Annotated in this window: 25 protein-coding genes; 15 read left to right on the top strand and 10 right to left on the bottom strand. The window is 32.9% G+C overall.

The genetic code is table 11. From position 1 onward, the window contains the following. The first annotated feature begins 4 nt into the window (after positions 1 to 4). Entirely contained in the window at positions 5 to 967 is a 963-nt protein-coding gene (locus HA151_RS08265; RefSeq protein ID WP_209106976.1) for a glycosyltransferase family 2 protein, read from the top strand. A 4-nt stretch (positions 968 to 971) separates the two neighbouring features. On the opposite strand, the gene HA151_RS09325 is transcribed toward HA151_RS08265, so the two are convergent. Further along, positions 972 to 1,136: a hypothetical protein gene (locus HA151_RS09325; RefSeq protein WP_245151634.1), complete on the bottom strand. Its 165-nt coding sequence runs from the start codon at positions 1,134 to 1,136 to the stop codon at positions 972 to 974. A 308-nt stretch (positions 1,137 to 1,444) separates the two neighbouring features. Between HA151_RS09325 and HA151_RS08255 the strand changes: the two genes are divergently transcribed. Together HA151_RS08255 and HA151_RS08250 are read left to right on the top strand one after the other, a co-directional pair. Beyond that, positions 1,445 to 1,558 (top strand): photosystem I reaction center subunit VIII, encoded by a 114-nt coding sequence (locus tag HA151_RS08255; protein WP_011863629.1) that lies wholly within the window; start codon positions 1,445 to 1,447, stop codon positions 1,556 to 1,558. Between the two features lie 27 nt (positions 1,559 to 1,585). Then, entirely contained in the window at positions 1,586 to 2,185 is a 600-nt protein-coding gene (locus HA151_RS08250; RefSeq protein ID WP_209106974.1) for a photosystem I reaction center protein subunit XI, read from the top strand. Positions 2,186 to 2,249: 64 nt separating this feature from the next. Here the strand turns inward: HA151_RS08250 and HA151_RS08245 are convergent, their stop codons facing one another. Next, complete coding sequence (locus HA151_RS08245; protein ID WP_209106973.1) at positions 2,250 to 3,008, bottom strand: C40 family peptidase; 759 nt, start codon at positions 3,006 to 3,008, stop codon at positions 2,250 to 2,252. A 3-nt stretch (positions 3,009 to 3,011) separates the two neighbouring features. Between HA151_RS08245 and HA151_RS08240 the strand changes: the two genes are divergently transcribed. Beyond that, positions 3,012 to 3,914 carry a serine hydrolase gene (locus HA151_RS08240; RefSeq protein WP_209106972.1) on the top strand — a complete coding sequence of 301 codons (903 nt, stop codon included), beginning with the start codon at positions 3,012 to 3,014 and terminating at the stop codon, positions 3,912 to 3,914. A 2-nt stretch (positions 3,915 to 3,916) separates the two neighbouring features. Here HA151_RS08240 and HA151_RS08235 read toward each other — a convergent pair whose 3' ends face one another. Both HA151_RS08235 and HA151_RS08230 read right to left on the bottom strand, forming a co-directional pair. After that, positions 3,917 to 4,129, bottom strand: coding sequence for a hypothetical protein (locus HA151_RS08235; protein WP_209106971.1), 213 nt, complete (start codon positions 4,127 to 4,129; stop codon positions 3,917 to 3,919). Between the two features lies 1 nt (position 4,130). Then, entirely contained in the window at positions 4,131 to 4,805 is a 675-nt protein-coding gene (locus HA151_RS08230; RefSeq protein ID WP_209106970.1) for a recombinase family protein, read from the bottom strand. Positions 4,806 to 5,095: 290 nt separating this feature from the next. Between HA151_RS08230 and lipA the strand changes: the two genes are divergently transcribed. Then, positions 5,096 to 5,989: a lipoyl synthase gene (gene lipA / locus HA151_RS08225; protein WP_209106969.1), complete on the top strand. Its 894-nt coding sequence runs from the start codon at positions 5,096 to 5,098 to the stop codon at positions 5,987 to 5,989. Positions 5,990 to 5,995: 6 nt separating this feature from the next. Here lipA and HA151_RS08220 read toward each other — a convergent pair whose 3' ends face one another. Together HA151_RS08220 and gltB are read right to left on the bottom strand one after the other, a co-directional pair. Further along, a complete protein-coding gene (locus HA151_RS08220) occupies positions 5,996 to 6,289 on the bottom strand; it encodes a YciI family protein (RefSeq protein WP_209106968.1) in 294 nt (97 codons plus the stop codon). Next, positions 6,290 to 10,864: a glutamate synthase large subunit gene (gene gltB / locus HA151_RS08215; RefSeq protein ID WP_209106967.1), complete on the bottom strand. Its 4,575-nt coding sequence runs from the start codon at positions 10,862 to 10,864 to the stop codon at positions 6,290 to 6,292. It lies immediately after the preceding gene. Between the two features lie 190 nt (positions 10,865 to 11,054). Here gltB and rpsL point away from each other — a divergent pair, with 190 nt between their 5' ends. From rpsL to HA151_RS08180, 7 genes are all read left to right on the top strand, one after another. Then, complete coding sequence (gene rpsL, locus HA151_RS08210; protein WP_025915119.1) at positions 11,055 to 11,429, top strand: 30S ribosomal protein S12; 375 nt, start codon at positions 11,055 to 11,057, stop codon at positions 11,427 to 11,429. 24 nt (positions 11,430 to 11,453) lie between these two features. Further along, positions 11,454 to 11,924 carry a 30S ribosomal protein S7 gene (gene rpsG, locus HA151_RS08205; RefSeq protein WP_209106966.1) on the top strand — a complete coding sequence of 157 codons (471 nt, stop codon included), beginning with the start codon at positions 11,454 to 11,456 and terminating at the stop codon, positions 11,922 to 11,924. Between the two features lie 97 nt (positions 11,925 to 12,021). Further along, on the top strand, positions 12,022 to 14,097 hold the full coding sequence (gene fusA, locus HA151_RS08200) for an elongation factor G (RefSeq protein ID WP_209106965.1): 2,076 nt from the start codon (positions 12,022 to 12,024) through the stop codon (positions 14,095 to 14,097). 45 nt (positions 14,098 to 14,142) lie between these two features. Then, positions 14,143 to 15,342 (top strand): elongation factor Tu, encoded by a 1,200-nt coding sequence (gene tuf, locus HA151_RS08195; protein ID WP_025923574.1) that lies wholly within the window; start codon positions 14,143 to 14,145, stop codon positions 15,340 to 15,342. A gap of 102 nt (positions 15,343 to 15,444) precedes the next feature. After that, a complete protein-coding gene (gene rpsJ / locus HA151_RS08190; RefSeq protein WP_002807536.1) occupies positions 15,445 to 15,765 on the top strand; it encodes a 30S ribosomal protein S10 in 321 nt (106 codons plus the stop codon). Positions 15,766 to 15,821: 56 nt separating this feature from the next. After that, positions 15,822 to 16,478 carry an LON peptidase substrate-binding domain-containing protein gene (locus tag HA151_RS08185; protein WP_209106964.1) on the top strand — a complete coding sequence of 219 codons (657 nt, stop codon included), beginning with the start codon at positions 15,822 to 15,824 and terminating at the stop codon, positions 16,476 to 16,478. Further along, positions 16,479 to 17,414: a methyltransferase domain-containing protein gene (locus HA151_RS08180; protein ID WP_209106963.1), complete on the top strand. Its 936-nt coding sequence runs from the start codon at positions 16,479 to 16,481 to the stop codon at positions 17,412 to 17,414. A 1-nt stretch (position 17,415) separates the two neighbouring features. On the opposite strand, the gene pheA is transcribed toward HA151_RS08180, so the two are convergent. Beyond that, entirely contained in the window at positions 17,416 to 18,261 is an 846-nt protein-coding gene (gene pheA, locus HA151_RS08175) for a prephenate dehydratase (RefSeq protein WP_209106962.1), read from the bottom strand. Between the two features lie 52 nt (positions 18,262 to 18,313). Here pheA and HA151_RS08170 point away from each other — a divergent pair, with 52 nt between their 5' ends. Then, positions 18,314 to 18,832 (top strand): DUF1997 domain-containing protein, encoded by a 519-nt coding sequence (locus HA151_RS08170; protein ID WP_209106961.1) that lies wholly within the window; start codon positions 18,314 to 18,316, stop codon positions 18,830 to 18,832. Here the strand turns inward: HA151_RS08170 and HA151_RS08165 are convergent. After that, positions 18,818 to 19,447 carry a ribonuclease HII gene (locus HA151_RS08165; protein ID WP_209107158.1) on the bottom strand — a complete coding sequence of 210 codons (630 nt, stop codon included), beginning with the start codon at positions 19,445 to 19,447 and terminating at the stop codon, positions 18,818 to 18,820. The genes HA151_RS08170 and HA151_RS08165 overlap by 15 nt on opposite strands. Next, the gene (locus tag HA151_RS08160) at positions 19,392 to 21,203 is read right to left on the bottom strand and encodes an Rne/Rng family ribonuclease (protein WP_209106960.1); all 1,812 of its coding nucleotides are present in this window, start codon (positions 21,201 to 21,203) and stop codon (positions 19,392 to 19,394) included. The genes HA151_RS08165 and HA151_RS08160 overlap by 56 nt, the downstream gene beginning before the upstream one ends. A gap of 290 nt (positions 21,204 to 21,493) precedes the next feature. Here HA151_RS08160 and HA151_RS08155 point away from each other — a divergent pair, with 290 nt between their 5' ends. Together HA151_RS08155 and clpS are read left to right on the top strand one after the other, a co-directional pair. After that, entirely contained in the window at positions 21,494 to 22,720 is a 1,227-nt protein-coding gene (locus HA151_RS08155; protein ID WP_209106959.1) for an LL-diaminopimelate aminotransferase, read from the top strand. Positions 22,721 to 22,753: 33 nt separating this feature from the next. Next, positions 22,754 to 23,071: an ATP-dependent Clp protease adapter ClpS gene (clpS, locus tag HA151_RS08150; protein ID WP_209106958.1), complete on the top strand. Its 318-nt coding sequence runs from the start codon at positions 22,754 to 22,756 to the stop codon at positions 23,069 to 23,071. A gap of 12 nt (positions 23,072 to 23,083) precedes the next feature. Here the strand turns inward: clpS and HA151_RS08145 are convergent, their stop codons facing one another. Further along, positions 23,084 to 24,706: a photosystem II high light acclimation radical SAM protein gene (locus tag HA151_RS08145; protein WP_209107157.1), complete on the bottom strand. Its 1,623-nt coding sequence runs from the start codon at positions 24,704 to 24,706 to the stop codon at positions 23,084 to 23,086. Positions 24,707 to 24,738 lie beyond the last annotated feature (32 nt).

Below are 24,738 nucleotides of genomic sequence, written 5' to 3'. Positions count from 1 at the left end.
TAAAATGAAAAATATAAAACAATTAATTTCTATTATTATCCCTGTTTACAACGAAAGTGAGAGTATTGGTTTTTTATTGAATGAAGTTATAAATGTAATGTCATGTCATGAATATAATTTTGAACTGATTGTTGTCAATGATGGTTCTAAAGATGAGACTTATCAAGTATTGAAAAAGCTAACTCTCAAAATTAAGGAGTTGTCAGTAATTTCTCTTCGCAAAAATTATGGGCAAACTGCAGCAATGTCAGCTGGCTTTGATTATTCTAAAGGAGACATCATCATTACTCTGGATGGTGATTTACAGAATGATCCAAATGATATTCCTACATTAATTTCAGAAATTAATGATGGTTATGATTTGATTTGTGGGTGGAGGTTTGATAGGAAAGATAAATTAATTAATAGAAAGATTCCATCAAAAATAGCGAATAAATTAATAGCTTATGTAACAGGTTTGAAGTTACATGACTATGGATGCTCATTAAAAGCTTTTAAGAAAGAAATAATAGATGATATCAAGTTGTATGGCGAACTTCACAGGTTTCTGCCCGTTTTAGCAAATATTGAAGGTGCAAGAATCAAAGAAATTAAAGTGAATCATAGGAGCAGGCAATATGGATCTAGTAAATATGGAATTGATAGAACTTTTAGAGTTTTAATGGATTTACTAACTGTTTGGTTTATGACTAAATTTTTAACAAGACCGATGTATGGATTTGGTTTTGTTGGAATTATAAGTATTTTCATTAGCCTTGCGATGAGTTCTTATTTGATAGTTTTAAAAATAATGGGTGAGGATATTGGAAATCGTCCGTTGCTGATGTTTGCATTAATATTAGGAATTGCTGGTGTTCAATTATTTAGCTTTGGTTTATTGAGCGAACTTTTAATTAGGACTTATCATGAAAGTCAAAGTCGTCCAATTTACAGAATTAGATCAATAAACAGTGCTAATCAAAACTGATTATTTACTTGAACTTTCTTATTAATAAAGCTGAAATTTCAACGACTTCAGGAGAAATATCTCTTAAGCCTTTTCTTAAAATTGGCAATGTTGATTTGTCAGCCAATTCTTCCGCAATTTTTAATGCCTTTAATTTATTTTCTGTATTACCCTGAAAAAGACTAATCATTTTATTTTTTTGAGAATTTTTATAAAATACTGAGTACTTTTTTTCTTCGTGATTGTATAAAAAACTATTTTTATCAGATGCAAATTTATTATTTTTGTTTAATTTAATAGAATATATATTGCTTTTATTTATTAACTTTTTAAAGCTTCTTTTTTTAAAAACTAGAAGTAATATTCCTATAAAAATAATAAGTAAAACTGCGAAAAAATTTATCATGTAAAAAGTTAATAATTTTTATATCATCCAGTAATAAAATTAACACTATTTCGCAGATAAATACTAGAGTGTTTAAAGATGTTTAAAGAACTATGCCATCTGATTTACCAAGTCTTTTACCCTCAATTTTTGTTCCATTAATTGGTATAGCAATGCCTGCTGTTTTTATCGTATTGATTGGAAGATTAATTACAGCAACTGAATAAATTATCAAACACTAAACTATTAAAAAAATGAGCGACTTTCAAAAATCATTCTCAGAATCAACAAGTTCTATTAAGTTTGATGAGAAATACATAGATACTTCTGTACAACCAAATGATATTGGCGTAGCAGAACAATGGGCAGTAAAAACAGTTGCTGATCCTTGTGTTGGTAATTTAGCTACTCCAGTTAATAGTGGTTATTTTACAAAAGCCTTTATAAATAATTTACCTTTTTACAGAGAAGGTATTTCTCCTAATTTTAGAGGTTTAGAAACTGGAGCAGCTTTTGGATATCTTCTATACGGACCTTTTACTATGACTGGCCCATTAAGAAATTCTGAATTTTCACTAACAGCTGGACTTCTCGCTACTATTGGAGCTGTTCATATTTTGACAGCACTTTTTGTTCTATACAATGCACCTGGTAAATCACCTAATGTTCAACCTCCAGATGCGACTGTTAATAATCCACCAAAAGACTTATTTACAAGAGCTGGTTGGGCTGATTTTACAAGTGGATTTTGGTTAGGAGGCTGTGGAGGAGCTGTTTTTGCTTGGTTACTTGTAGGGACATTACACTTAGATACCATAATGCCAATCATTAAAAATATCTGGACAGCTGGTTAATTCCTAAATAAAAGAATAAGTAATATTTAAATTAAATTTAAAATTTAAAGGTGAGCTCTATTAATTAACGTATAGTGCGGTCCCATCTATAATTTCTAACTACTCTTCCTGCCGAAATTAGTTTAGATTTATAATGCAATGAGATTTTATCATTAGACTTTTTTAGGGTATCTAATCCTATTCCATTTCTGCCAAAATCCTTTCCAGAGCTATGGTAATACAATCCATCTCCCTTGTAGATTCCAATATGATCACATTTTTTTTTATTTCCAAAAAATAAAAGATCGCCAGGTAGCAGAGCCGCATACGATTCTTTGTAATAAAAAAGGTGTTTACAAAAACTTTTTATTTGAAAAGAGTCTCGAGGTATATAAATTTGATGCTTTAAAAAAGCAGTCTGAATTAATCCAGAACAATCATAATTGGGTCCTAATGCACCTCCCCAAAGATATTCATTATTTAACTCAGATTGATCCTTGATCCATTTTAAAATTGAGTTAACTTTGTCTTTTATTAAGAAGTATTCTTTTTTTGAATTTTCAGGTTTTCCTAATTCGTATTTCTCAATAATTAATCCATCTAAATTTATCCAACAGATGTAACCATCTTCATATAGTTGTACTAGTATTCTTGAAAATTTATGGTTGTTCTGATAAATATTTGGATAAATAAGCCTAAAAATTCTATTTTTAAATATTTCAGTCACTAATTTATCTTCTGTTTCATTTTTATATCCAGAAATATTAACTTTTAATTTCCACCAAATAGTTTTTGAAAAATTAGTTTGTTTAAATAGTGAGATAGGATTTTTATAAATTTTCATACAATGTCCTTTTACTATTTAAGTAAAGAGATGGATCTAGCCCTAAATGATATTTTAGGAAGATCATGTTCTCATAATAAAGATTTTTCAAGAGAAGATATTTCGATAACTTGGATTAATTATAAAAGTGAAAATAAAAGTGTATTTAAAGGTTTTGGAACTGGTATTAATAATAAAAAAATGGTTTACCCTGCAAGTATAGTCAAGTTGGTTTATGGCCTTGCTGCATTTTATTGGATTAAAAAAGGAAGTTTATTATTATCAGATGAAATTGTTGATGCAGTAAGGAAAATGTTGTCTTTTTCCAGTAATAATGCAACAAGCTTTTTAATTGATTTACTTACTGGAACAACAAGTGGACCTTGTATTGAAGGCGAACCATGGGAAAATTGGAAATTCCAAAGAAGTATAATAAATGATTGGCTACATGATTTAAATTGGGAAGAATTGGTTGGTATAAATTGCTGTCAGAAGACATGGGATGATGGACCATTTGGTCGTGAGAAAGAATTTTATGGGTATGGTAATAAAAATAGAAACGCTATGAATTCTGATTCAGCCGCAAGGGTTTTGGAGGAAATTATGATTCATATTGATTATCAAGAAAATGATTTAAATTTGCGAAGTTTTTTAAAAAGAAATTTAAATAAAGTTGTTCTTAAAAAAGATTCTCTTAATCAAATAGATGGTTTTTTGGGTGAAGGATTACCAGAAAGCATTAATCTTTGGAGTAAAGCAGGCTTAATGTCTGAAGTTAGACATGATTCGGCTTGGTGGATTAATAGTCAATCTCTGCAAACTTTATTAGTTGTTTTTTGTAATGGAGAAAAATATTCCAAAGATTCTTCTTTCTTGCCATTAATAGCAAAAGAAGTATATGAATTTAATAAAAAATATACTATTTAGGACTAAAATAAATCTTCTAAGTAATTAGAATCTAATTTGTCAGTATATGCTTCATAAGGTAACATCATTACTTCTGCAATATCTAAATCATTCATAATCCATTCTCTATATTCTGCTAACAAACTTTTTCTATCTTCATTATCTAATTCATAAATACGCAATGCTGTATCTTTAAAATTTTCTTTTATTAAATTTTCAATTTCTTTCTTCCTCATTTTATGTTAATTCTCCCTCCAAAATCACTCTTCTAATTGTTGATAATGCAATTCCAGTTTGTGATCTGATTGATCGATATGAATATCCTTCATTACGCAATCTGATTACTAATGATTCTTTTAAAGGACTTATTTTGGGCCTTCCTCCCAAATTATTTCCAGATAATTTTCTGCGTAGTAGTTGTTCTTTTTTTCTTTCACCTAAACTTTTGTCTTCTAAATTATCTAATTCATATAAAATCTTAAAAATTGAAGAATTTGCATTAGAGGATTCATTAGCAGCAAAAAAACCAGTCAAAGTTCGCAATTGAATATCCTTATTAATAAGTTTATTTATTGTCCTCAAACATTCTTTTTTATTTTTAAATGCTCTATCAAGCTGAGTCATTATTAATTGATCGCCTGCAGATAAGCAATTTATAGCTTGATTGAGTTGGGGTTTGATTTCTTCATCTAAACTTATAAATTCAGAGAAAACTAAACTGCAACCCTCTTCCTTTAAAGATTTTATCTGCTCTTCTAAATACTTGTTTTCATTATGAGTAGCTCTAGCATAACCTATTACTTTAGAGATTTTATATTTTTCAGACAATAAAAGACGTTTTCTTTTAAATTTAAAAGTCACTGTTTTATTACATATATTTTTTACTGTATCAATAAATAAGTAAAAAAACACTTTTTGGTACGTGTATTTGTTTTATTTAGTTAAGAACTTGACCTTAGTAGTGAAATAAAATGTTCTAATATCTGTATTAAAAATACTATTCTAATTACTGTTTTGGATATAGTTTTTGAAACAAAAATATTTTGTAAGTAATAACCTTAATTAGGATTTTAAATAATCAATAGAATAGTTAAATTCATTTATTTTTTGACATCAATTGAATAGACTTCATTTTTAAAAATAAAAATAGTTAATTTAAATTGTTTTTAGTAAAATAGAATTACAGGTCAGAATCAATCAACTTGACTAATAATCCTAATAGTTTAATTTCAAAACCTGATTGGTTAAGAGTAAAAGCTCCCCAAGTCGAGAGAATTGGTAATACTGCAAATTTGTTAAGCGATTTAAATCTCAATACTGTATGTCAAGAAGCAAGCTGTCCAAATATTGGTGAATGTTTTGCGAGCGGTACTGCCACTTTCCTCATAATGGGTCCTGGCTGTACTAGGGCATGTCCATATTGCGATATTGATTTTGATAGATCAAAAAGAGAATTAGATCCAACAGAACCATATCGTCTAGCGGAAGCAGTTTACAGAATGAAGCTCAAACATGTTGTAATAACATCAGTTAATAGAGATGATCTTGAGGATGGTGGCGCTTCTCAATTTTTTGAATGTGTTTATAAAGTAAGAAAAAAATCTCCTGAAACTACTATTGAGCTTTTAATTCCTGATTTTTGTGGCGATTGGAAAGCTCTTGAAAAAGTTCTTGATTCAAATCCAAATGTTTTAAACCATAATATTGAGACTGTTGCCTCGCTATATAAAAAAGTAAGACCTCAGGGTAAATATGAAAGAACTCTTGAGTTACTTAAAAGAACCAGAGAATATTCTCCTAAAGTTTATATAAAGTCAGGCTTTATGCTTGGTTTAGGCGAAAAAGATGAAGAGGTCTTAAGTCTTCTTAAAGATTTAAAAAGAAATTTCGTTGATATTGTTACTGTTGGTCAATATTTATCTCCTGGCCCTAATCATTTACCAGTTCAAAGATTTGTAAGCCCCTCAAAATTTAATTACTTTAAAGTTTTCGGGGAAAAAGATTTGGACTTTATGCAAGTAGTTAGTTCTCCTTTAACTCGAAGTAGTTACCATGCTGAAGAGATTCAAAAACTTATGAAAAAGTATCCAAGATAGTTATTTTCATTTATTTGAATCTACCCACTCATTTAATTTCCATTCGACTAGATGATTTTTAATCATTGGATCATTCCTAATGATTTTTAGTGCATTTTTATAATTGTTCATTTCAAGAATGAGTAATCCGCCGTCACCGGGTCTATTTAACTCATCTACCAAAAAACCACTTTTTATATTAATTCCTTCTTTTTTTAATTTTTTTATCCAATCAATATGTTCGTTAATTATTTTTCGTTTTAAATCATTATTAATTAAGTATTCTTTTTTTATAATTTCAGTTTTTACAAAGAAAGGCATTTATATTTTATTTATACCAAGCATCTCTTCTTCGCTTGGGGGAATAATTAACTTGAAATTATTCTTAAAATAAGACCAATTTTTAATTATTTTAGCAGCCTTCAGGCTATTTGTTTTTGTTCGATATTCTCTAATAATTTCCAATAAGATTTCTTCTTGCTTTGATGAAGTTATTTTGTGAATGCTAACTATTTCCTTATTAACTTTATTGCTTAAATCATTATTCTCGTCGATTATAAAAGCTATTCCACCAGTCATGCCCGCTCCGATATTTCTTCCTGTGGAACCTAGAATAACCACTTTCCCACCAGTCATGTATTCACAACAATGATCACCTGCTCCCTCTGTTACGGCTGTAGCACCACTATTTCTTACTGCAAATCTTTCTCCCGATTTTCCTAAAGCAAATAGTTTTCCACCTGTTGCTCCATAAAGGCAAGTATTTCCTAGTATTACTTGTTCGGAGGAAAATTTATCTATTTGTGGGGGGATTATTGTAAGTATACCTCCGTTCATTCCTTTACAAACATAATCATTAGCTTCTCCGATTAATTGAACATTCATTCCCTTCAATAAAAAGGCACCAAAGCTTTGTCCTGCATATCCTGTGAAATTTAAGTTGAGTTCGCCATTGAAGCCAGTATTGCCATGAAGTTCTGCGATTTCGCCTGATATTTTCGCACAAACACTTCTATCTGTATTTTTTATCTCAATTTCTTTTGTTAATTTTTCGTGATTTTTAATTGAATCTATAAATTTGGTATCAGACAAAAACTCGTCTTCTAATACTGAACCATTACTATGAGCATTTTTTGAATGTTTTAACCATGATCTATCAGTGGTTGAATGTTCATTATTCACTAAAGAAGAAAGATCGATATTAGAAGTTTTTGGAAGACAGATATTTCTTGCAGAAAGAAATTCTTGATTACCAATCAGTTCTTCCATATTAGAAACGCCTATACTACTCATTATCTGTCTGACTTCTTCAGCAATGTACAAGAAAAAATTGACAACATTTTCTGGAATACCTTTAAATCTTTTTCTTAATTCTTCTTTTTGAGTAGCAACTCCAACAGGACACTTGTTTGTATGACAAACCCGAGCCATTATGCATCCTTCAGCAATCATCGCTACAGAACCGAAACCGTATTCTTCAGCACCTAGTAAAGCTGCAATAACTACATCCCAGCCCGTTTTAAGACCTCCATCAGTTCTCAAAATTACTCTTTCACGTAAGTTATTCTCTAAAAGAGATTTATGAACCTCAGCAACACCTAGTTCCCATGGTAAACCTGCATGTTTAATAGAACTTAGTGGTGAAGCACCTGTACCCCCGTCATGGCCCGAAATTTGAATTACATCTGCATTAGCTTTGCTTACCCCAGCAGCAATAGTGCCTATACCAATTTCAGAAACAAGTTTAACGCTCACTTTTGCTTTTGGATGAACTTGGTGTAAGTCATGGATCAGTTGAGCTAAATCTTCAATTGAATAAATATCATGATGCGGCGGAGGAGATATTAGAGCTACTCCCGGTTTACTATTTCTTAGTTTTGCTATGTAAGAATCAACTTTTGGACCAGGCAATTGTCCCCCTTCACCAGGTTTTGCACCTTGAGCCATTTTAATTTCGAGTTGTTTAGCACTTCTAAGATATTCAGGTGTAACTCCAAATCTACCTGATGCTATTTGTTTAATAGCTGAGCATGCGGTATCCCCATTTTCTAGACCTTTAATAAATGGCAACGTCGCTGATTGAGTATTTTCATCGATATCATTTAAAACATTAAATCGAGCTGGATCTTCTCCCCCTTCTCCACTATTACTTTTTCCTCCAATTCTATTCATTGCAACTGCTAACACTTCATGTGCTTCTCTCGATAAAGCACCCAAACTCATTCCTCCAGTACAGAACCTTTTGCAAATTGATTCAACACTTTCAACTTCCTCTAATGGAATGCTTTGTCTTTTTGAATTAATTGTTAGTAAATCTCTTAGCGATGTTGTCGGTCTATTACTGATCAGTTTTTTGTAAGTTTCAAAATGATCGTATCCAGGTCCTTGTTTTACAGCTGAATGTAAAACTTTGGACATCTCCGGATTATTGGAATGATATTCTGCATTATTTCTAAATTGTACAAATCCTAAAAATTCTAATTTCTTTAAATCGATCTCTGGATAGGCTTTTGTATGTATTGAAAGTGTTTCATTAGTTAATTCTTTTAATGTTATGCCAGCGATACGGCTTGTTGTACCATCAAAAGCAACTTTTATTAAATCAGATCCAAGGCCTACAGCTTCAAAAATTTGTGCACCATGGTAACTAGATAAAAGTGAGATGCCTATTTTTGAGAGAATTTTTCTTAGACCGTCTTCTAGAGCTTTTTTAATATTTTCTTGAACATCAATTATTGATAATGGATTTATTTTGTTGCTATCAATAAGTTTTTGTGTTTTTGGATGTTTTAACCAGTGTCTAACTGCTTCGAAAGTCAACCAAGGGCAAACAGCGCTAGCACCATAACCAATCAAACAAGCCAAGTGGTGTGTGCTCCAACATTGACCTGTTTCAATAATGAGGGAAGCTTTGAGCCTAATTTCTTTTTTTAGAAGATAATGATGAATTGCTCCAATAGCTAGTAAAGGAGGAATAAAAGTCTTTTTAGGATTAATTCCCTTATCGGAAATAATTATTAAAGAGCAGCCTTCTTTAATTGAGAGTTCACTCTGTTTACAAATTGCTTTTAATTGTTTCTCTAAACCTTGAACACCCTCCTCAATATTAAACAAACTTGAAATTGTTTGAGATTTAATTTTTGATTTTTTAAGAGAAATGAGTTCTTCCTCATTTAAAATTGGACTTTGTAGATGAACAAAAGGTTTAGGATCTTTAATCTCAAATGGTGTACATCTTTCGCCAAGATGCATCTCTAAACTCATTACCAGTTTTTCTCTCAGAGGGTCAATAGGAGGATTTGTAACTTGCGCAAATCTTTGTTTGAAATAGTCATATAAAATATGTGGTTTTGAAGAAAGCACTGCTAATGGGATATCGTCACCCATGCAATAGGTAGGCTCTTTAGCTAATGAAGCCATTGAATCCAAGATAAGATCATTATCTTCTGCTGAAAAACCGTATGCAGTTTGTTGTTGTAACAACTCGAGGTCTTTTAATTTGCAGTCTTTAAACCATTCATTATTCTCAATATTTATAGCTCTATTACTTAGGAGTTTTTTATAGTCATGCCTTTGAGCCGCTTCAGATTTTACCTCCCAATTTCTTAGGATTTTATTTTTATGAAAATCAACTGCCAACATTTGTCCTGGTCCTAATCGACCTTTCTCTAGGACTCTTTCCTCTTCAAGATCTACTACTCCTGTTTCAGAACCCATTATTACAAAACCATCATTTGTTATGGAATATCTTGCTGGTCTTAAGCCATTTCTATCAAGTGTTGCTCCGACAAAATTTCCATCAGCAAATACAAGCAGCGCAGGACCATCCCACGCTTCTTGTAGGCTTGCAGAATATTCATAAAAAGCTTTTATATCTTCTCTCTCTTCGAGTTCTGGTTGATCTCTAAATGCTTCAGGAACAAGTTTTAATAATGAGTCGGTAATTGGCTGACCTGAACGAATATTAATTTCAAGAGTTGCATCAAGATTTGATGAATCACTTTTATTAATATCTACGATTGGCTTAATTTCATTAGATAACTCTCCCCAAAAATCATCTATGTGTGTTTCTGAAGCTTTAGCCCAGTTGATATTACCTAAGAGAGTATTAATTTCACCGTTATGACCTAAGAATCTCATCGGTTGCGCTAATGGCCATTTTGGAAGTGTATTAGTACTAAACCTCCTATGGTAAACAGAAAATGAGACTTTAAAACTCTCTTCTTTTAGGTCTTGATAAAACTCAGATAATATTTCAGAACGAACCATACCTTTATAAACAACTGTTTTAGAACTTAGTGAGGCAAAATAAAATTCACAATCCCCAACATTATTTTTCAAAGTTTCTCTTATTCTTTTTTCTATTCTTTTCCTTAACTGAAACAAAAGCCTCTCAATATCTTGGTGATCTTTTTTATCTATGTATAAAATCCACTGACAGATAAATGGCGCATTTGCCTTAGCTAAAGGACCTAAGATTTCATTATTAACAGGAACTTTTCTCCAAGAAGTTTTGTTGACTCTTAATTTTTCTGCTTCCTGATCACATATTGATTTACATTCTTCAATTTTCTCTTTTTTATTTGGCATAAAAACCATGCCTAAACCTCTATTCAAGTCTTGTTTATTTTTTAGATTCAGTTCTTTTTCTAAGTATCCCCATGGAATCGAACATAAAATGCCAGCTCCGTCACCTGAGTCACTATCACCTCCACAACCTCCTCTATGCTCCATGCAACTAAGGCCCTTAAGGGATTGTTTAAGGATCCAGTTGCTTTCTATTCCTTTAATATTTGCTATAAAACCAACTCCGCACGCATCTTTCTCACCAATTATTCCATTTGGGGAATAACTATCTTGATATGGCTCAACGAATCTTTTGATACTCTCTCCCATAGATTATTTAACTTTTTTTAGTTACTTACTCCATTATAAAAATAAATATGAAAATAAATATAAAAAAAATGAATATTTATCAAAGAATTTTAATTTTACAAATTTTTCAAATAAATAATTAAAAAACTTTTAGTTAGTGCTCGTGAAAGGTTATGATGTAAGGATGATTATTTTTATTCAAATATAATAGATGCCCACCATCTCACAATTAATAGGTTCAGAAAGAAAACGTCTGACTAGGAAAACAAAATCTCCTGCATTAAAAGCTTGCCCTGAAAGACGAGGGGTATGTACGAGAGTTTATACATCTACACCTAAAAAACCTAATTCAGCTTTAAGAAAAGTCGCAAGGGTTAGATTAACTTCTGGTTTTGAAGTAACTGCTTATATTCCTGGGATTGGACATAATTTGCAAGAGCACTCTGTCGTTCTACTTAGAGGTGGAAGAGTTAAGGATTTGCCAGGAGTTAGATATCATATAATAAGAGGAACATTAGATACGGCTGGAGTCAAGGATAGACGTCAATCCAGATCTAAATATGGAGCAAAAGCTCCAAAAGACTAATTTGTAAACATCACTTTTAAAAACATGTCACGTCGTAATGCAGCAGTAAAAAGACCAGTTCTTCCAGATCCTCAATTTAATAGTCGTCTTGCTTCAATGATGATTTCTAGATTGATGAAACATGGAAAAAAGTCAACAGCTCAAAGAATATTATCTGATGCTTTTTCTTTAATAAGCGAGAGAACTGGAGGAGATGCAGTCGAATTATTTGAAACAGCTGTGAAAAATGCAACTCCCCTTGTTGAGGTAAGAGCTAGAAGAGTTGGTGGGGCAACTTATCAAGTACCTATGGAAGTACGCCAGGAGAGGGGCACAGCTATGGCATTAAGATGGCTTGTGACATTTTCACGAGCAAGAAATGGTAAAAGTATGTCCCAAAAACTTGCTGGGGAGTTGATGGATGCAGCAAATGAAACTGGTAGTGCAGTTAAAAAAAGGGAGGATACTCACAAAATGGCTGAAGCTAATAAAGCTTTTGCACATTACAGATACTAATTTCATCAAAAAGGTACTTAAGTAGTTTATTATTATTAAAGTTTACTTTTAGAGTGAACTATACTTTTCAAAAATTATTTTATTTGGAGCTTTAAAATTGGCACGCGACTTTCCCCTAGAACGAGTAAGGAACATAGGTATAGCCGCTCATATTGATGCTGGGAAGACAACAACTACTGAAAGAATATTATTTTACTCAGGTGTAGTTCACAAAATAGGTGAGGTTCATGATGGTGCCGCAGTAACAGATTGGATGGCTCAAGAAAGAGAAAGAGGAATAACTATTACTGCTGCTGCAATATCAACTAGCTGGCAAGATCACAGGATTAATATCATTGATACTCCTGGACACGTTGACTTCACTATTGAAGTTGAAAGATCAATGCGTGTCTTAGATGGAGTGATAGCTGTATTTTGCGCAGTTGGTGGAGTTCAGCCTCAGTCCGAAACAGTTTGGCGTCAAGCAGACAGATACTCTGTGCCAAGAATGGTTTTTGTTAATAAAATGGACAGGACTGGTGCAGATTTTCTAAAAGTTAATAAACAAATTAAAGATCGACTAAAAGCGAATGCACTCCCAATTCAGTTACCTATTGGAGCTGAAGGCGATCTTACAGGCATTATTGATTTAGTCGCCAACAAAGCATATCTTTACAAAAATGACTTAGGTACTGATATTGAAGAAGCACCAATTCCATCTGACATGAAGGATGAAGCTGATGAGTGGAGATCCAAGTTAATGGAGAGCGTTGCAGAAAATGATGAAGAATTAATTGAAATATTTCTCGAAACAGGAGAATTATCTGAGGAACAACTAAAAAAAGGAATAAGAGAAGGGGTTTTAAAACATGGATTGGTTCCTGTATTGTGTGGTTCGGCTTTTAAGAATAAAGGAGTACAACTTGTTTTGGATGCAGTAGTGGATTACTTGCCAGCTCCAGTTGATGTAAAACCAATACAAGGAGTTTTACCAAGTGGTAAAGAAGACGTCAGACCTTCAGACGATAATGCTCCGTTCAGTGCACTAGCTTTCAAAGTTATGTCTGATCCTTATGGGAAATTAACTTTTGTAAGAATGTATTCTGGGGTTCTTTCAAAGGGTAGTTATGTTATGAATTCAACAAAAGATGCTAAAGAGAGAATTTCTAGATTAGTCATTCTAAAAGCCGATGAAAGAGAGGAGGTTGATGAATTGAGGGCAGGAGATTTAGGCGCTGTATTGGGTCTTAAAAATACAACAACTGGAGATACTTTATGTAATACGGAAGATCCTATAGTGTTAGAAACATTATTTATCCCTGAACCAGTTATCTCTGTGGCAGTTGAGCCCAAAACTAAAGGAGATATGGAAAAATTATCAAAAGCTTTAACAGCGTTATCTGAAGAGGATCCGACCTTTAGGGTTAGTACAGATCCAGAAACTAATCAAACTGTAATTGCTGGTATGGGTGAATTGCACCTTGAGATTCTTGTAGACAGAATGTTAAGGGAATTTAAAGTTGAAGCTAATATTGGAGCTCCCCAGGTTTCTTACAGAGAAACTATAAGATCAAGTTCTACCGGTGAAGGTAAATATGCAAGGCAAACTGGAGGAAAGGGTCAATACGGTCACGTAATAATTGAGATGGAACCTGCTGAAGTCGGTAAAGGTTTTGAATTTGTTAACAAAATTGTTGGCGGAGCTGTGCCCAAAGAGTACATTGGTCCTGCTTCTAATGGGATGAAAGAAACCTGTGAATCTGGTGTTCTTGCAGGTTATCCACTCATTGATGTAAAAGTAACACTAGTCGATGGTTCATTCCACGATGTAGACTCATCTGAAATGGCCTTCAAAATAGCAGGTTCCATGGCTTTTAAAGACGGGGTTAAAAAATGCAATCCTGTCCTTTTAGAGCCTATGATGAAAGTTGAGGTCGAAAGTCCTGAAGACTTTCTTGGATCTGTAATTGGTGATCTCTCTTCTAGAAGAGGTCAAGTAGAAGGACAATCTGTTGATGATGGATTGTCTAAGGTACAGGCCAAAGTACCCTTAGCCGAAATGTTCGGTTATGCTACTCAACTCCGATCAATGACTCAAGGTCGGGGTATATTTTCAATGGAGTTCGCAAATTATGAGGAAGTTCCTCGTAACGTTGCTGAAGCTATCATTTCCAAGAATCAGGGCAATTCCTGATCTCTAAACCAAAACACTCTTAAACCCTCGATTCTTTAATTCAAAATGGCTCGCGAGAAGTTCGAAAGGAACAAACCACATGTCAACATAGGTACTATTGGCCATGTTGATCATGGAAAAACAACACTAACTGCTGCTATTACAAACGTATTAGCTAAAAAAGGTCAAGCTCAAGCACAAGACTATGGAGACATTGATGGTGCTCCTGAAGAAAGAGAGCGTGGCATTACAATTAATACAGCTCACGTTGAATACGAAACTGAAGGCAGGCATTATGCTCACGTCGACTGCCCAGGACATGCCGATTATGTAAAAAACATGATTACTGGAGCTGCTCAAATGGATGGAGCTATCTTAGTTTGTGCAGCTACAGATGGCCCTATGGCGCAAACAAAAGAGCATATTCTTCTAGCTAAACAAGTTGGAGTTCCTGCTCTCGTAGTTGCCCTCAATAAATGTGACATGGTCGATGATGAAGAAATTATCGAACTTGTTGAAATGGAAATTAGAGAACTATTAGATAGTTATGACTTTCCTGGAGATGATATTCCTATAGTTCAAGTTTCCGGTTTAAAAGCTCTTGAAGGTGATTCTACTTGGGAATCAAAAATTGAAGAATTAATGAAAGCCGTTGATGCTAGCATTCCTGAACCGGAAAGAGAAGTTGATAAGCCATTCTTAATGGCAGTTGAAGATGTTTTCTCAATTACTGGTAGAGGAACAGTAGCTACCGGAAGAATTGAGAGAGGTAAAGTAAAGGTTGGAGAAGAAGTTGAAATAGTTGGAATCAGAGATACAAGAGTAACCACTGTTACTGGAGTTGAAATGTTCCGTAAACTTCTTGATGAAGGTATGGCTGGCGATAATGTTGGTTTGCTTTTGCGTGGTGTTCAGAAAGAAGATATTGAGAGAGGAATGGTTCTTGTTAAGAAAGGATCAATTACTCCTCATACTCAGTTTGAAGGAGAGGTTTATGTTCTAAAAAAAGAAGAGGGCGGTAGACATACCCCTTTCTTCGCCGGATATAGACCTCAATTTTATATCAGAACAACTGATGTGACAGGTCAAATTACAGCATTTACCTCTGATGATGGTTCTAATGTCGAAATGGTTATGCCTGGTGACAGAATCAAGATGACTGGAGAATTAATTTGTCCAGTAGCTATTGAACAAGGTATGCGATTTGCAATCCGTGAAGGTGGACGGACTATTGGTGCTGGAGTTGTTTCTAAAATTCTCAAATAATATATTTGAACTTTAAGAATTTAACCTCAATAAACTAATATAAAAGAAGGAATTAGGGCCGTTGTAATTCAACGGCCCTCCTAAAGAAGTTAATTTGAAATTATGACTGCATCAATTGCACAACAAAAAATAAGAATAAGATTAAAAGCATTTGATAGAAGAATGCTTGATTTGTCTTGCGATAAAATAATCCAAACTGCCGATACTACTTCAGCTTCGGCAATAGGCCCAATACCTTTACCAACAAAGAGAAAAATTTATTGTGTCCTAAGATCGCCTCATGTTGACAAAGATTCTAGAGAGCATTTTGAAACAAGAACACATCGAAGAATAATAGATATTTATAGTCCGTCCGCAAAAACTATTGATGCTTTAATGAAGTTGGACCTCCCTAGCGGTGTAGATATAGAAGTGAAACTTTAATAAATCCCGAAAACTACTTAAATTGATTAGTATTAAATTATATAAATGAGGTTTAAATGGGAGAACTCTCTGTAAGGGAATTACCTTTATTTCCTTTGCCAGAGGTAGTCCTTTTCCCTCAAGAGGTATTGCCTTTACATATTTTTGAATCTAGGTACAGAATTATGCTTCAATCTGTTCTAGAAACAGATTCTATGTTTGGAGTTGTGAAGTGGGACCCAAATACTAAGAGTATGGCTAATGTTGGATGCTGTGCACAAATAATAAAACATCAAACTGCAGAGGATGGAAGAAGTAATATTATTACCCTAGGACAACAAAGATTTCAAATACTAGAGATCACCCGTTCAACTCCATTTTGCTCAGCGATGGTCAGTTGGATTAATGATGATAATATTGATAACCTTCAAAATTTAGATACTTTAAAAGACTCAGTTACAGAAGCACTCAGTGACGTTATCAACCTTACGAGTAAATTGACTAATACCAAGAAAAACCTACCCGATAAGTTACCCAAAAATCCTATGGAATTATCATTTTGGATAGGAGCTCATTTAGGAGGCCCAGTTGCGGAGGAACAGCAAAGACTTCTAGAGGAAAGAAACACTTTTACACGTTTGCAAAGAGAATATGAAATGCTTGATCATACAAGAAAACAACTTGCAGCAAGAACTGCTTTAAAAGAAAGTTTACCTGATATTAAAGAAAATTAAATGTTTGAAATACTATTACCTTTTTTTTTACTGATTTTATTCCTTTTAGCTTTAACTATTATCTGGAGAATTAAAGCTAGAAAATTTATTACTTCTGGTACTGTTGCATCAGCATATGATGCTTGGACTCAGGATAAATTACTGGAGAGGTTATGGGGTGAGCATATCCATTTAGGCTATTATCCCTCAAATGGAAAAAATGTCGATTTTAGAAAGGCTAAAGTTCAGTTCGTGCATGAATTAGTAAAGTGGAGCGGATTAGATACCTTACCAAAAGGTTCTAGAGTACTTGATGTAGGTTGTGGGATAGGAGGCAGCTCTAGAATTCTTTCAAAATATTATGGCTTTAATGTTACTGGAATAACAATTAGTCCCGCTCAAGTAAAGAGAGCGAGAGATCTTACTCCTGTGGGACTAAATTGCACCTTCCAAGTTATGGATGCCTTAGATTTGAAATTTGAAGATGGATCATTTGATGCCGTTTGGAGTGTTGAAGCTGGTGCCCACATGATTGACAAAAAAAAATTTGCAGATGAGATGCTTAGAACTTTGAGACCAGGAGGTTATTTGGCATTGGCTGATTGGAACTCAAGAGATCTAAGAACTTACCCACCATCTATTTTTGAGAAAATAGTTCTTAAGCAATTACTTGAACAGTGGGTACATCCAAATTTTATTAGTATTAACGAATTCGGTGAGATTCTTAGAACTAATAAAAATAGTGCAGGAAGGGTTATTACTGAAAATTGGAATTCTTATACTAATCCCTCATGGTATGACTCCATATTTGAAGGAATTCGAAGACCTTTAACAATTCTGTCTCTTGGTCCATTAGCGATTATAAAATCCATTAGAGAAATACCTACGATACTCCTCATGAATTGGGCATTCAGTAAAGGTTTAATGGAGTTTGGAGTCTATAAATGTAGAGGGTAGGTTAATTTAATTCAATATTTTCAGAAAAATAATTTCCAAAATCGACAAAGTTCTTACAAAGTGGCTTTAGATTATTTTTTAGTTCAAGAAAGTTTTTAATATTATTTTGATTATCGATTTCTAAATCAATATAAATGATGTATTCGCCTAACTCCCTTTTAGATGGTCTAGACTCAATTTTACTCATATTGAATCCAAAATCTGCAATATAATTTAAAGCTTTAAGTAAGGAACCAGGTTTATTGGAGATTAATGAGAAAGCAAAACTGTATATATTTCCTGAATTACAGTTAAATTCTTTACTCAATAAGACAAATCTAGTGCAATTACCTGGGATGTCATTAATAGGAAAAGCTAATTCTTTAAGTCCCTCGATTTGAATTAATGATTTTGAACCGATCGCTGCTCTGAATTTACTTCCCTTTACCATGTTTACAGCCTCTGAAGTTGAATTTGTTGGAAGAGGAATTGCATTTGGAAGATTTTCGGATAACCATTCTGAACATTGAGCTAATGCTTGAGGATGAGATAGTACTTCTGAAATGATTGAAAGTTCTCCATTACTAATTAATGCATGTTTTATGGGTAAAACGATTGCTTTATTAATGTATATTTCGGGAAATTTCCAAAGAGCATCCAGAGTGGCAGTAACCCCGCCCTCCACGGAATTTTCAATTGGGACTACGGCAGCATCACAATTGTTGTAGGCTATTGATTTAATGACCGAATGTAACCCGTTACATGGTACAAATATAGGTGTCTGGAAATCGGCAAGCTTTGATAAAATATGAGCTGCTTTTTCTGCGTATGTCCCTTTAGGACCTAAATATGCAACTTGTTTGCGCATGATTACTTGTAAAAAAAAAAGAAGTCAAATAAGCATTGGAGGGATATAGAAAATGCTACTGTCTTTTGATGCTAAACAGAAACTAAAGCTTTCTGTAACAAGAAATAAAGAATATCTTTCTAAATATCTTTTGGAAGAAGAAAGAGTTGTTGGAGCAATGCTGGACTCCAAAAAATTGGTACCTGAAGGTGAAGGTAGGTATAAGTATACAGTAACAAGTTTTAAGGTTTTTCAATTAGATATTAACCCTGTTGTTTCAATTTCGGTAGAGAATAAAAATGGAACTTTAAGAATGAGTGCCCTTGAAAGTAAATTGGATGGGCTTGGTATGATAGATGACTTTAATCTTATTTTGCAAGCGAATTTAGAAGCAACTGAGATTGGATTAGAGGGTGAGGCGCTTCTTGGGGTGTCTGTAAGTCAACCCCCGATATTGAAGCTGGTACCAAAGAAAATTTTGGAATCTACAGGTCATTCGGTTTTAAATGGAATTTTGTTGGGTATAAAGTCAAGAGTACAACAGCAATTAGTTAATGATTTTTCAGATTGGTGTGAATCAAATAAGATTTGATTTTTTTAAAAAACTTTTTCTGTGAAGATGAGTTATACCATTTTCTTTGATAACTGAAAAATGTTCTCTGGTACCATAACCTTTATTTTTAGCTAATAAGTATTCTGAGTATTTTTTTTCTAACCTTTCCATTAGATTATCTCGAGATACTTTCGCAATTATGCTTGCTGAAGCTATTGCAGTAAATTTCGAATCTCCTGAAATAATATTTTTTTGAATTCCGTTCCATGGTCTTAGTGATAAGGGGCCATCAATTATTAGTTCCGATGGCTGCTCTTTTAATTTTTTTAGAGCTCTTATCATGGATAGTTCAGTCGCCACTCTGATTCCGAGATTATCTATTTCTCTTGCAGAGGATTGCCCAATTCCGTAATCTGAAGAAAGCAATAAAATTTTTGGTAAAAGTAATTTTCTTTTTTTTGGAGTTAATTTTTTACTATCCGTCACTCCAAATTGTTTTAGCATAAATTTATTTTTTTCTGTTAACACTACAACTGCTGAGAAAACTGGACCAAAAACCGCTCCTCTTCCGACCTCATCTATTCCAACTTCTAATGATTTATTCAGCACTTGCTGATGATCTTCTTCTTTTTTTTCTAGTGTTATTTGTCTCATCATTAAGTTCAAGTGCGTCTTCTTTATTTAAAAATTCAACTTCTTCATTTTTATTAATTTTTTTTATTAATTTTTTTCCAGAATTTGTGTTTGCTTCAATCTCAATCTCTTCAGCTTCTTTAGATTTTGAGATTGGTTTTGTTTTTTTTGCTTTTGTTTTTTTATTATCTAAAATTTTTTCTTTTTCATTAGAATTGTCCTTCAATCGCACAATATTATTATTAGTGAGATATTCTTTCCCTAATTTTATGAGTGGGTTAATACCTAATTGACTGAAAACAATTTTTTCATCATTTGTAAGATCAACTGTAATGATGTTTTTTTCCCTTAAATTTAATGCATTCAAATCATTATTTTCTTTTTTATTAGAAGAATCCTCATTATTTTGGTTCTTGGAAAAAAGAAATTCATCTTCAGGGGTTTTTTCTTTCTTATCAGTTGATTGAGATGTATCTATATCTATTGTTTGAATGCCGTTTGATTTGTCTGAAGTTTCTTTAAAATTCTTAATTTTTAGATTAGGAATTTCAAAATTTAGTTTATTTTCTATGTGACCTGTACCATCGCAAGAAGAACATTTTTTACTGAATAATTCATATATATTTTGACCTTGTCTTTTTCTGGTTAACTCAACCAAACCTAATTCAGTAAGCTGAGCTATTTGAGGCCTAGCAGTATCATCTTTTATTGCAGAAGTAAAATGCTCAAGTAATTGGAATTGATCTCTTCTAGATTCCATATCAATAAAATCTACTACGATAACCCCACCAATATTTCTTAATTTCAATTGTCTCGAGATTTCAACTGCTGCTTCGCAATTCGTCCATAAAACAGTTTGTCTTGAGTTGGCTGATCTAGTAAATGATCCAGAGTTTACATCAATTACTGTTAGTGCTTCAGTTGGTTCAATAATTATATAACCGCCAGAAGGAAGTTCTACTCTTGGTTGAAGAGCTTTTTGTATCGCTTTTTTAATTTCGTACTTTTCTAAAATATGTTCATTTAAATCATTATTATGATATTCAATATCTATATTTGATCCATAATTTATTATAAAATCTTTTGCCCTTTCAACCGAAAATTTACTATCTATAATTATGCTTTTAGTCGAAGATTTAATGTAGTCTCTTAAAATTTTAAGAGAGAAATCATCATCTCTTTTTATTAACTTTGGAGGATTAGAAGTCTCAGAAACTTTTAAAATTTTCTCCCATTGTTGTATTAGATTTTCTAAATCTTCAATAAGTAGTTCTTCTTTTATCTTTTCTGCTTCTGTTCTAAAAAGCAAACCTGTGCTGGGTGGTTTTATTAAAACCCCAAGAGCTTTTAAACGACTTCTTTCGGTTTCTGTATTTATTTTTCTTGAAATATTCACTCCTTGTCCATATGGCTGCAATATTGAGTATTTGCCGGGTATTGAAATACTCCCAGTCAGCCTTGGACCTTTAGATCCTGTGGGTTCCTTGATTACCTGTACTAAAACTTTTTGTTTCGGTTCTAGCAATTCAGTTATTCCAAATATTCCTTTTTTAAGTCTTAATGGACCTAGATCTGAAACATGGATGAATCCATTTTTATCACTTTCATCAATATTTATGAAAGCTGCATCAATTCCAGGGAGAACATTTTCAACTGTTCCTAAAAAAATATCGCCAATTTGATATTGACCTTGTGCGACGATTAATTCATCAACTCGATCATCTGTGAGTAGTGCTGCAATTCGAGCCTGCTCAGCGATGATAATTTGCTGAGACATATAATTGATACTGAATGGTTTGAATTTTGAGAGTCATCTAACGAAAAGGGTAAGAAATTACTTACTTTAAGGAGCAATTATTTATAGCTAATATTATTTAATTTTTAAATTAAAGTTAATAGAAATCAGATTCTGCTATATGTAAAGCTTAGACCACTTTCAAACTATTTGAAATTGAATTCGTAGCTATGATTATCTTTGGATTTATCATAACTAAGATAATATTAACACTTAATTACCACTTAAGCACGTTGATCCATTATTCTTAAAGTGATTAAATTTTTTTTAAAGTGGTTCAAGTCAACGAAAATTATTTAAAACTCAAAGCTGGTTATTTATTTCCTGAAATTGCTAAAAGGGTAAAAATATATTCTCAATCAAATGAGAGCTCAAGCATAATTAAGCTTGGTATAGGAGATGTAACAGAACCATTACCTAAAGCTTGCAGAGATGCTATGGGTAAAGCTTTGGATGAAATGGGAACAACCGAAGGTTTTAAAGGTTATGGACCAGAACAAGGTTATTCATGGCTTAGAGAAAAAATAGCAGAACATGATTTTATTTCTAGAGGTTGCGAAATCTCACCTGAAGAAATCTTTGTTTCAGATGGTTCTAAATGCGACAGTAGTAATATCCTAGATATTCTTGGCAAAAATAATTCAATTGCTGTAACAGATCCTGTTTACCCTGTTTATGTAGATAGTAATGTTATGACGGGCAGAACTGGTCATGCCCAAGAAAATGGAACTTATCAAGGATTAACATATCTCGCAATGAATGAGCAAAATAATTTTCTACCAGAAATACCACAGAATAAAGTTGATATCTTATATCTTTGTTTTCCAAATAATCCTACTGGAGCAATTATTACTAAACAAGAATTAAAAAAATGGGTTGACTACGCTCTTCAAAACAAATCATTAATACTTTTTGATGCAGCTTATGAAGCATTTATTCAAGATATAAATATCCCTCATTCAATATATGAGATTGAGGGAGCAAAGGATTGTGCTATTGAATTTAGGTCTTTTTCAAAAAATGCAGGATTTACTGGAATTAGATGTGCTTATACAGTAATACCTAAAAATTTAAAAGGGATGAGCTCAACAAATGAGGAAATAGACTTATGGCCTCTTTGGAATAGGAGACAATCCACAAAATTCAATGGAGTTAGTTATGTTGTTCAGAAAGGAGCAGAGGCTGTATACTCTCTTGAAGGGAAGAAAGAGGTAAGAGATTTAATTAATTTTTATATGGAAAATGCAAAAATTATGAAAAATAAACTACAAACTGCAGGATATAAAGTTTACGGGGGGGACAATGCCCCCTATATCTGGATCAAAGTTCCAGATCAGATGACATCATGGGACTTTTTTGATTTTCTTCTCCAAAAAGTTAGTGTCGTTGGCACACCAGGGAGCGGATTCGGATTATCAGGAGAGGGTTACTTTCGTTTGTCAGCATTTAACTCGAGAGCAAATGTCATTGATGCGATGGAAAGAATAATTAATATATAATTGTAATTACAAAGTTCCTTAAAAAAATTGTTAATGCAATCAATAAAATCAGAGCAAAGTAAAAGTAATAACTCAGCAGTTATTGAAAAGAAACCTGCTGAGTTAAAAAGTAAATCTCCAAAATATAAAGTTTTACTTCATAACGATCCAATTAATTCCATGGAGTATGTCACCATCACACTAAGAGAAGTTGTTCCGCAATTAAGTGAGCAAGATGCTATTGCTATAATGCTGGAGGCTCATAATACTGGAATAGGTTTGGTGATTATTTGTGATTTAGAGCCAGCAGAATTTTATTCAGAATCTTTAAAATCAAAAGGTATTTCTAGTTCTATTGAGAAAGAAGATTAACAACGTTTGAATTTATTGTTTCGAATAAGCTAATTTTCTCTCTGATAGAGGACGAACTTTTAGGGATTCTTTTAAAGAGGACTTACCATATTCTCTCTCAAGGATATTTATAACTGTTTTACCAAATTCATCTTCTTTATTATCAAAAGCTTCTAAGCAAACCTGACCAAGTTTTTTTCCTAAAGAGCCTGGATTCCATAAAAGTTTTCTTGCTGTCCAAGGCATCATGCTCATTGGGTTATAGTTGGGCTTCAAAATTTTATTATCTAAAGCGTACTTCTCAAGAAGAGTATGAGGTTGTAAACCTATAAAGAAAATAGCTGGATCAACAAGACCTTTACCAAAAATATTTTCTAGTTCTCTATGGTAAGCAATGGTTTGTCTTATGGTGCTTGGCGTTTCATCAAAAACATTAAATGAATAATTAACTGAAACATGATTCTTGAAACCTGATTTGACAAGCATTCTGCAATTATTTAATACCGTTTCAAGGTCATATGCTAATCTCATTTTTCTAACAAGTTCCTGAGATCCTGAAGTTATACCTATTTCAAAATAGCTCATACCTGTATCCACCATAAGCTGAGCGAGCTCAGCATCAATATTATCGGCTCGGATGTATGCAGCCCAATTAATATCCTTCCAACCTTGATCTTTAATAGCTTGCAACAGTGCTTTTGCATCTTCAATATGTTTTTTGGCTGGAATAAACTGCGCGTCTGTAAACCAAAATCCTCTAACTCCAAGATCATATAATTGCTTCATTTCTTCGATTACTTCGTTGATAGGGTTAACACGAACCTGTTTCCCCTCCACAACTGTATAAACACAGAAACAACAATTATGAGGACAACCTCTTTTCGTTTGAACTCCAACATAGTAATCTCCATCTTCTATGTACCAATTGAATTCTGGCCATATTGATTTAATATATTTATAGTTGCAAGCAGTTTTAATCGTACCTGCGGGTTGCTCATGTATTAGTTTGTTTCGAGGTTTTTCTCCAGCAACATAACATCGTTCTTTTTCTATTGAATTATTCCTTATAATTTTCTCTATTAGGTTTTCACCCTCTCCGACTGAAATAATAGTTCCTTTTGGAAGTAAATTTCCTAATTGTTCATAGAAAACGCTAACAGCTCCCCCTCCTAATATTACTTTTACATCTTTGTTATATTTTTGCGCTCTTTTTAGTCCCATTTTGACGAAAGAAGTATTTCTATATATTTCTTTATAATGAGATGCAATTAATTTCAATCCTCCCCAAGATCCTCTTATTTTTTTTAGGATATTTTTTGAGTAAAAAACCTCGAAAGAGTTTTGTAGGGGATTCCCACTCCTTCCATCGACAGGTGCATAAATTTGTATATCTCTCCATGAAAAAATAATTAGATGAGGTCTAAATGTATCAATTTTTCTTACTAAGTATTTGGAAACTTTACTGGATGGGATTATTGCCAGATCAATAAATTGCTGCTCAATATTTGGAAAACATTTATGAATATGGTCTGCTAAATAAATAGGTCCTATTGGAAATATCGGATTACATGGAAGTCGTACAGTCAAAATCTTCCCATATTGATTTCTGAAGTAATTCTTTGTATTCAATTTTTTGAACTTTAAATTAAAATTCATGTTATGAATTTCTAATGAATTTATATCCATTA

Source organism: Prochlorococcus marinus XMU1419, from assembly GCF_017695955.1.
In the GTDB taxonomy this organism is placed as follows: Bacteria; Cyanobacteriota; Cyanobacteriia; order PCC-6307; family Cyanobiaceae; genus Prochlorococcus_A; species Prochlorococcus_A marinus_AD.
Note: the sequence above shows the minus strand (reverse complement) of the source record. Positions and strands in the feature narration are given on the sequence as shown.

Bases quoted from the DNA above. Each gene is read 5' to 3' on its own strand.
- HA151_RS08265 (WP_209106976.1), top strand. From the start codon at position 5: ATGAAAAATATAAAACAATTAATTTCTATTATTATCCCTGTTTACAAC.
- HA151_RS09325 (WP_245151634.1), bottom strand. From the start codon at position 1,136: ATGATTAGTCTTTTTCAGGGTAATACAGAAAATAAATTAAAGGCATTA.
- HA151_RS08255 (WP_011863629.1), top strand. From the start codon at position 1,445: ATGCCATCTGATTTACCAAGTCTTTTACCCTCAATTTTTGTTCCATTA.
- HA151_RS08250 (WP_209106974.1), top strand. From the start codon at position 1,586: ATGAGCGACTTTCAAAAATCATTCTCAGAATCAACAAGTTCTATTAAG.
- HA151_RS08245 (WP_209106973.1), bottom strand. From the start codon at position 3,008: ATGAAAATTTATAAAAATCCTATCTCACTATTTAAACAAACTAATTTT.
- HA151_RS08240 (WP_209106972.1), top strand. From the start codon at position 3,012: ATGTCCTTTTACTATTTAAGTAAAGAGATGGATCTAGCCCTAAATGAT.
- HA151_RS08235 (WP_209106971.1), bottom strand. From the start codon at position 4,129: ATGAGGAAGAAAGAAATTGAAAATTTAATAAAAGAAAATTTTAAAGAT.
- HA151_RS08220 (WP_209106968.1), bottom strand. From the start codon at position 6,289: ATGCCTTTCTTTGTAAAAACTGAAATTATAAAAAAAGAATACTTAATT.
- gltB (WP_209106967.1), bottom strand. From the start codon at position 10,864: ATGGGAGAGAGTATCAAAAGATTCGTTGAGCCATATCAAGATAGTTAT.
- rpsL (WP_025915119.1), top strand. From the start codon at position 11,055: ATGCCCACCATCTCACAATTAATAGGTTCAGAAAGAAAACGTCTGACT.
- rpsG (WP_209106966.1), top strand. From the start codon at position 11,454: ATGTCACGTCGTAATGCAGCAGTAAAAAGACCAGTTCTTCCAGATCCT.
- tuf (WP_025923574.1), top strand. From the start codon at position 14,143: ATGGCTCGCGAGAAGTTCGAAAGGAACAAACCACATGTCAACATAGGT.
- rpsJ (WP_002807536.1), top strand. From the start codon at position 15,445: ATGACTGCATCAATTGCACAACAAAAAATAAGAATAAGATTAAAAGCA.
- HA151_RS08185 (WP_209106964.1), top strand. From the start codon at position 15,822: ATGGGAGAACTCTCTGTAAGGGAATTACCTTTATTTCCTTTGCCAGAG.
- HA151_RS08180 (WP_209106963.1), top strand. From the start codon at position 16,479: ATGTTTGAAATACTATTACCTTTTTTTTTACTGATTTTATTCCTTTTA.
- pheA (WP_209106962.1), bottom strand. From the start codon at position 18,261: ATGCGCAAACAAGTTGCATATTTAGGTCCTAAAGGGACATACGCAGAA.
- HA151_RS08170 (WP_209106961.1), top strand. From the start codon at position 18,314: ATGCTACTGTCTTTTGATGCTAAACAGAAACTAAAGCTTTCTGTAACA.
- HA151_RS08165 (WP_209107158.1), bottom strand. From the start codon at position 19,447: ATGAGACAAATAACACTAGAAAAAAAAGAAGAAGATCATCAGCAAGTG.
- HA151_RS08160 (WP_209106960.1), bottom strand. From the start codon at position 21,203: ATGTCTCAGCAAATTATCATCGCTGAGCAGGCTCGAATTGCAGCACTA.
- clpS (WP_209106958.1), top strand. From the start codon at position 22,754: ATGCAATCAATAAAATCAGAGCAAAGTAAAAGTAATAACTCAGCAGTT.
- HA151_RS08145 (WP_209107157.1), bottom strand. From the start codon at position 24,706: ATGAATTTTAATTTAAAGTTCAAAAAATTGAATACAAAGAATTACTTC.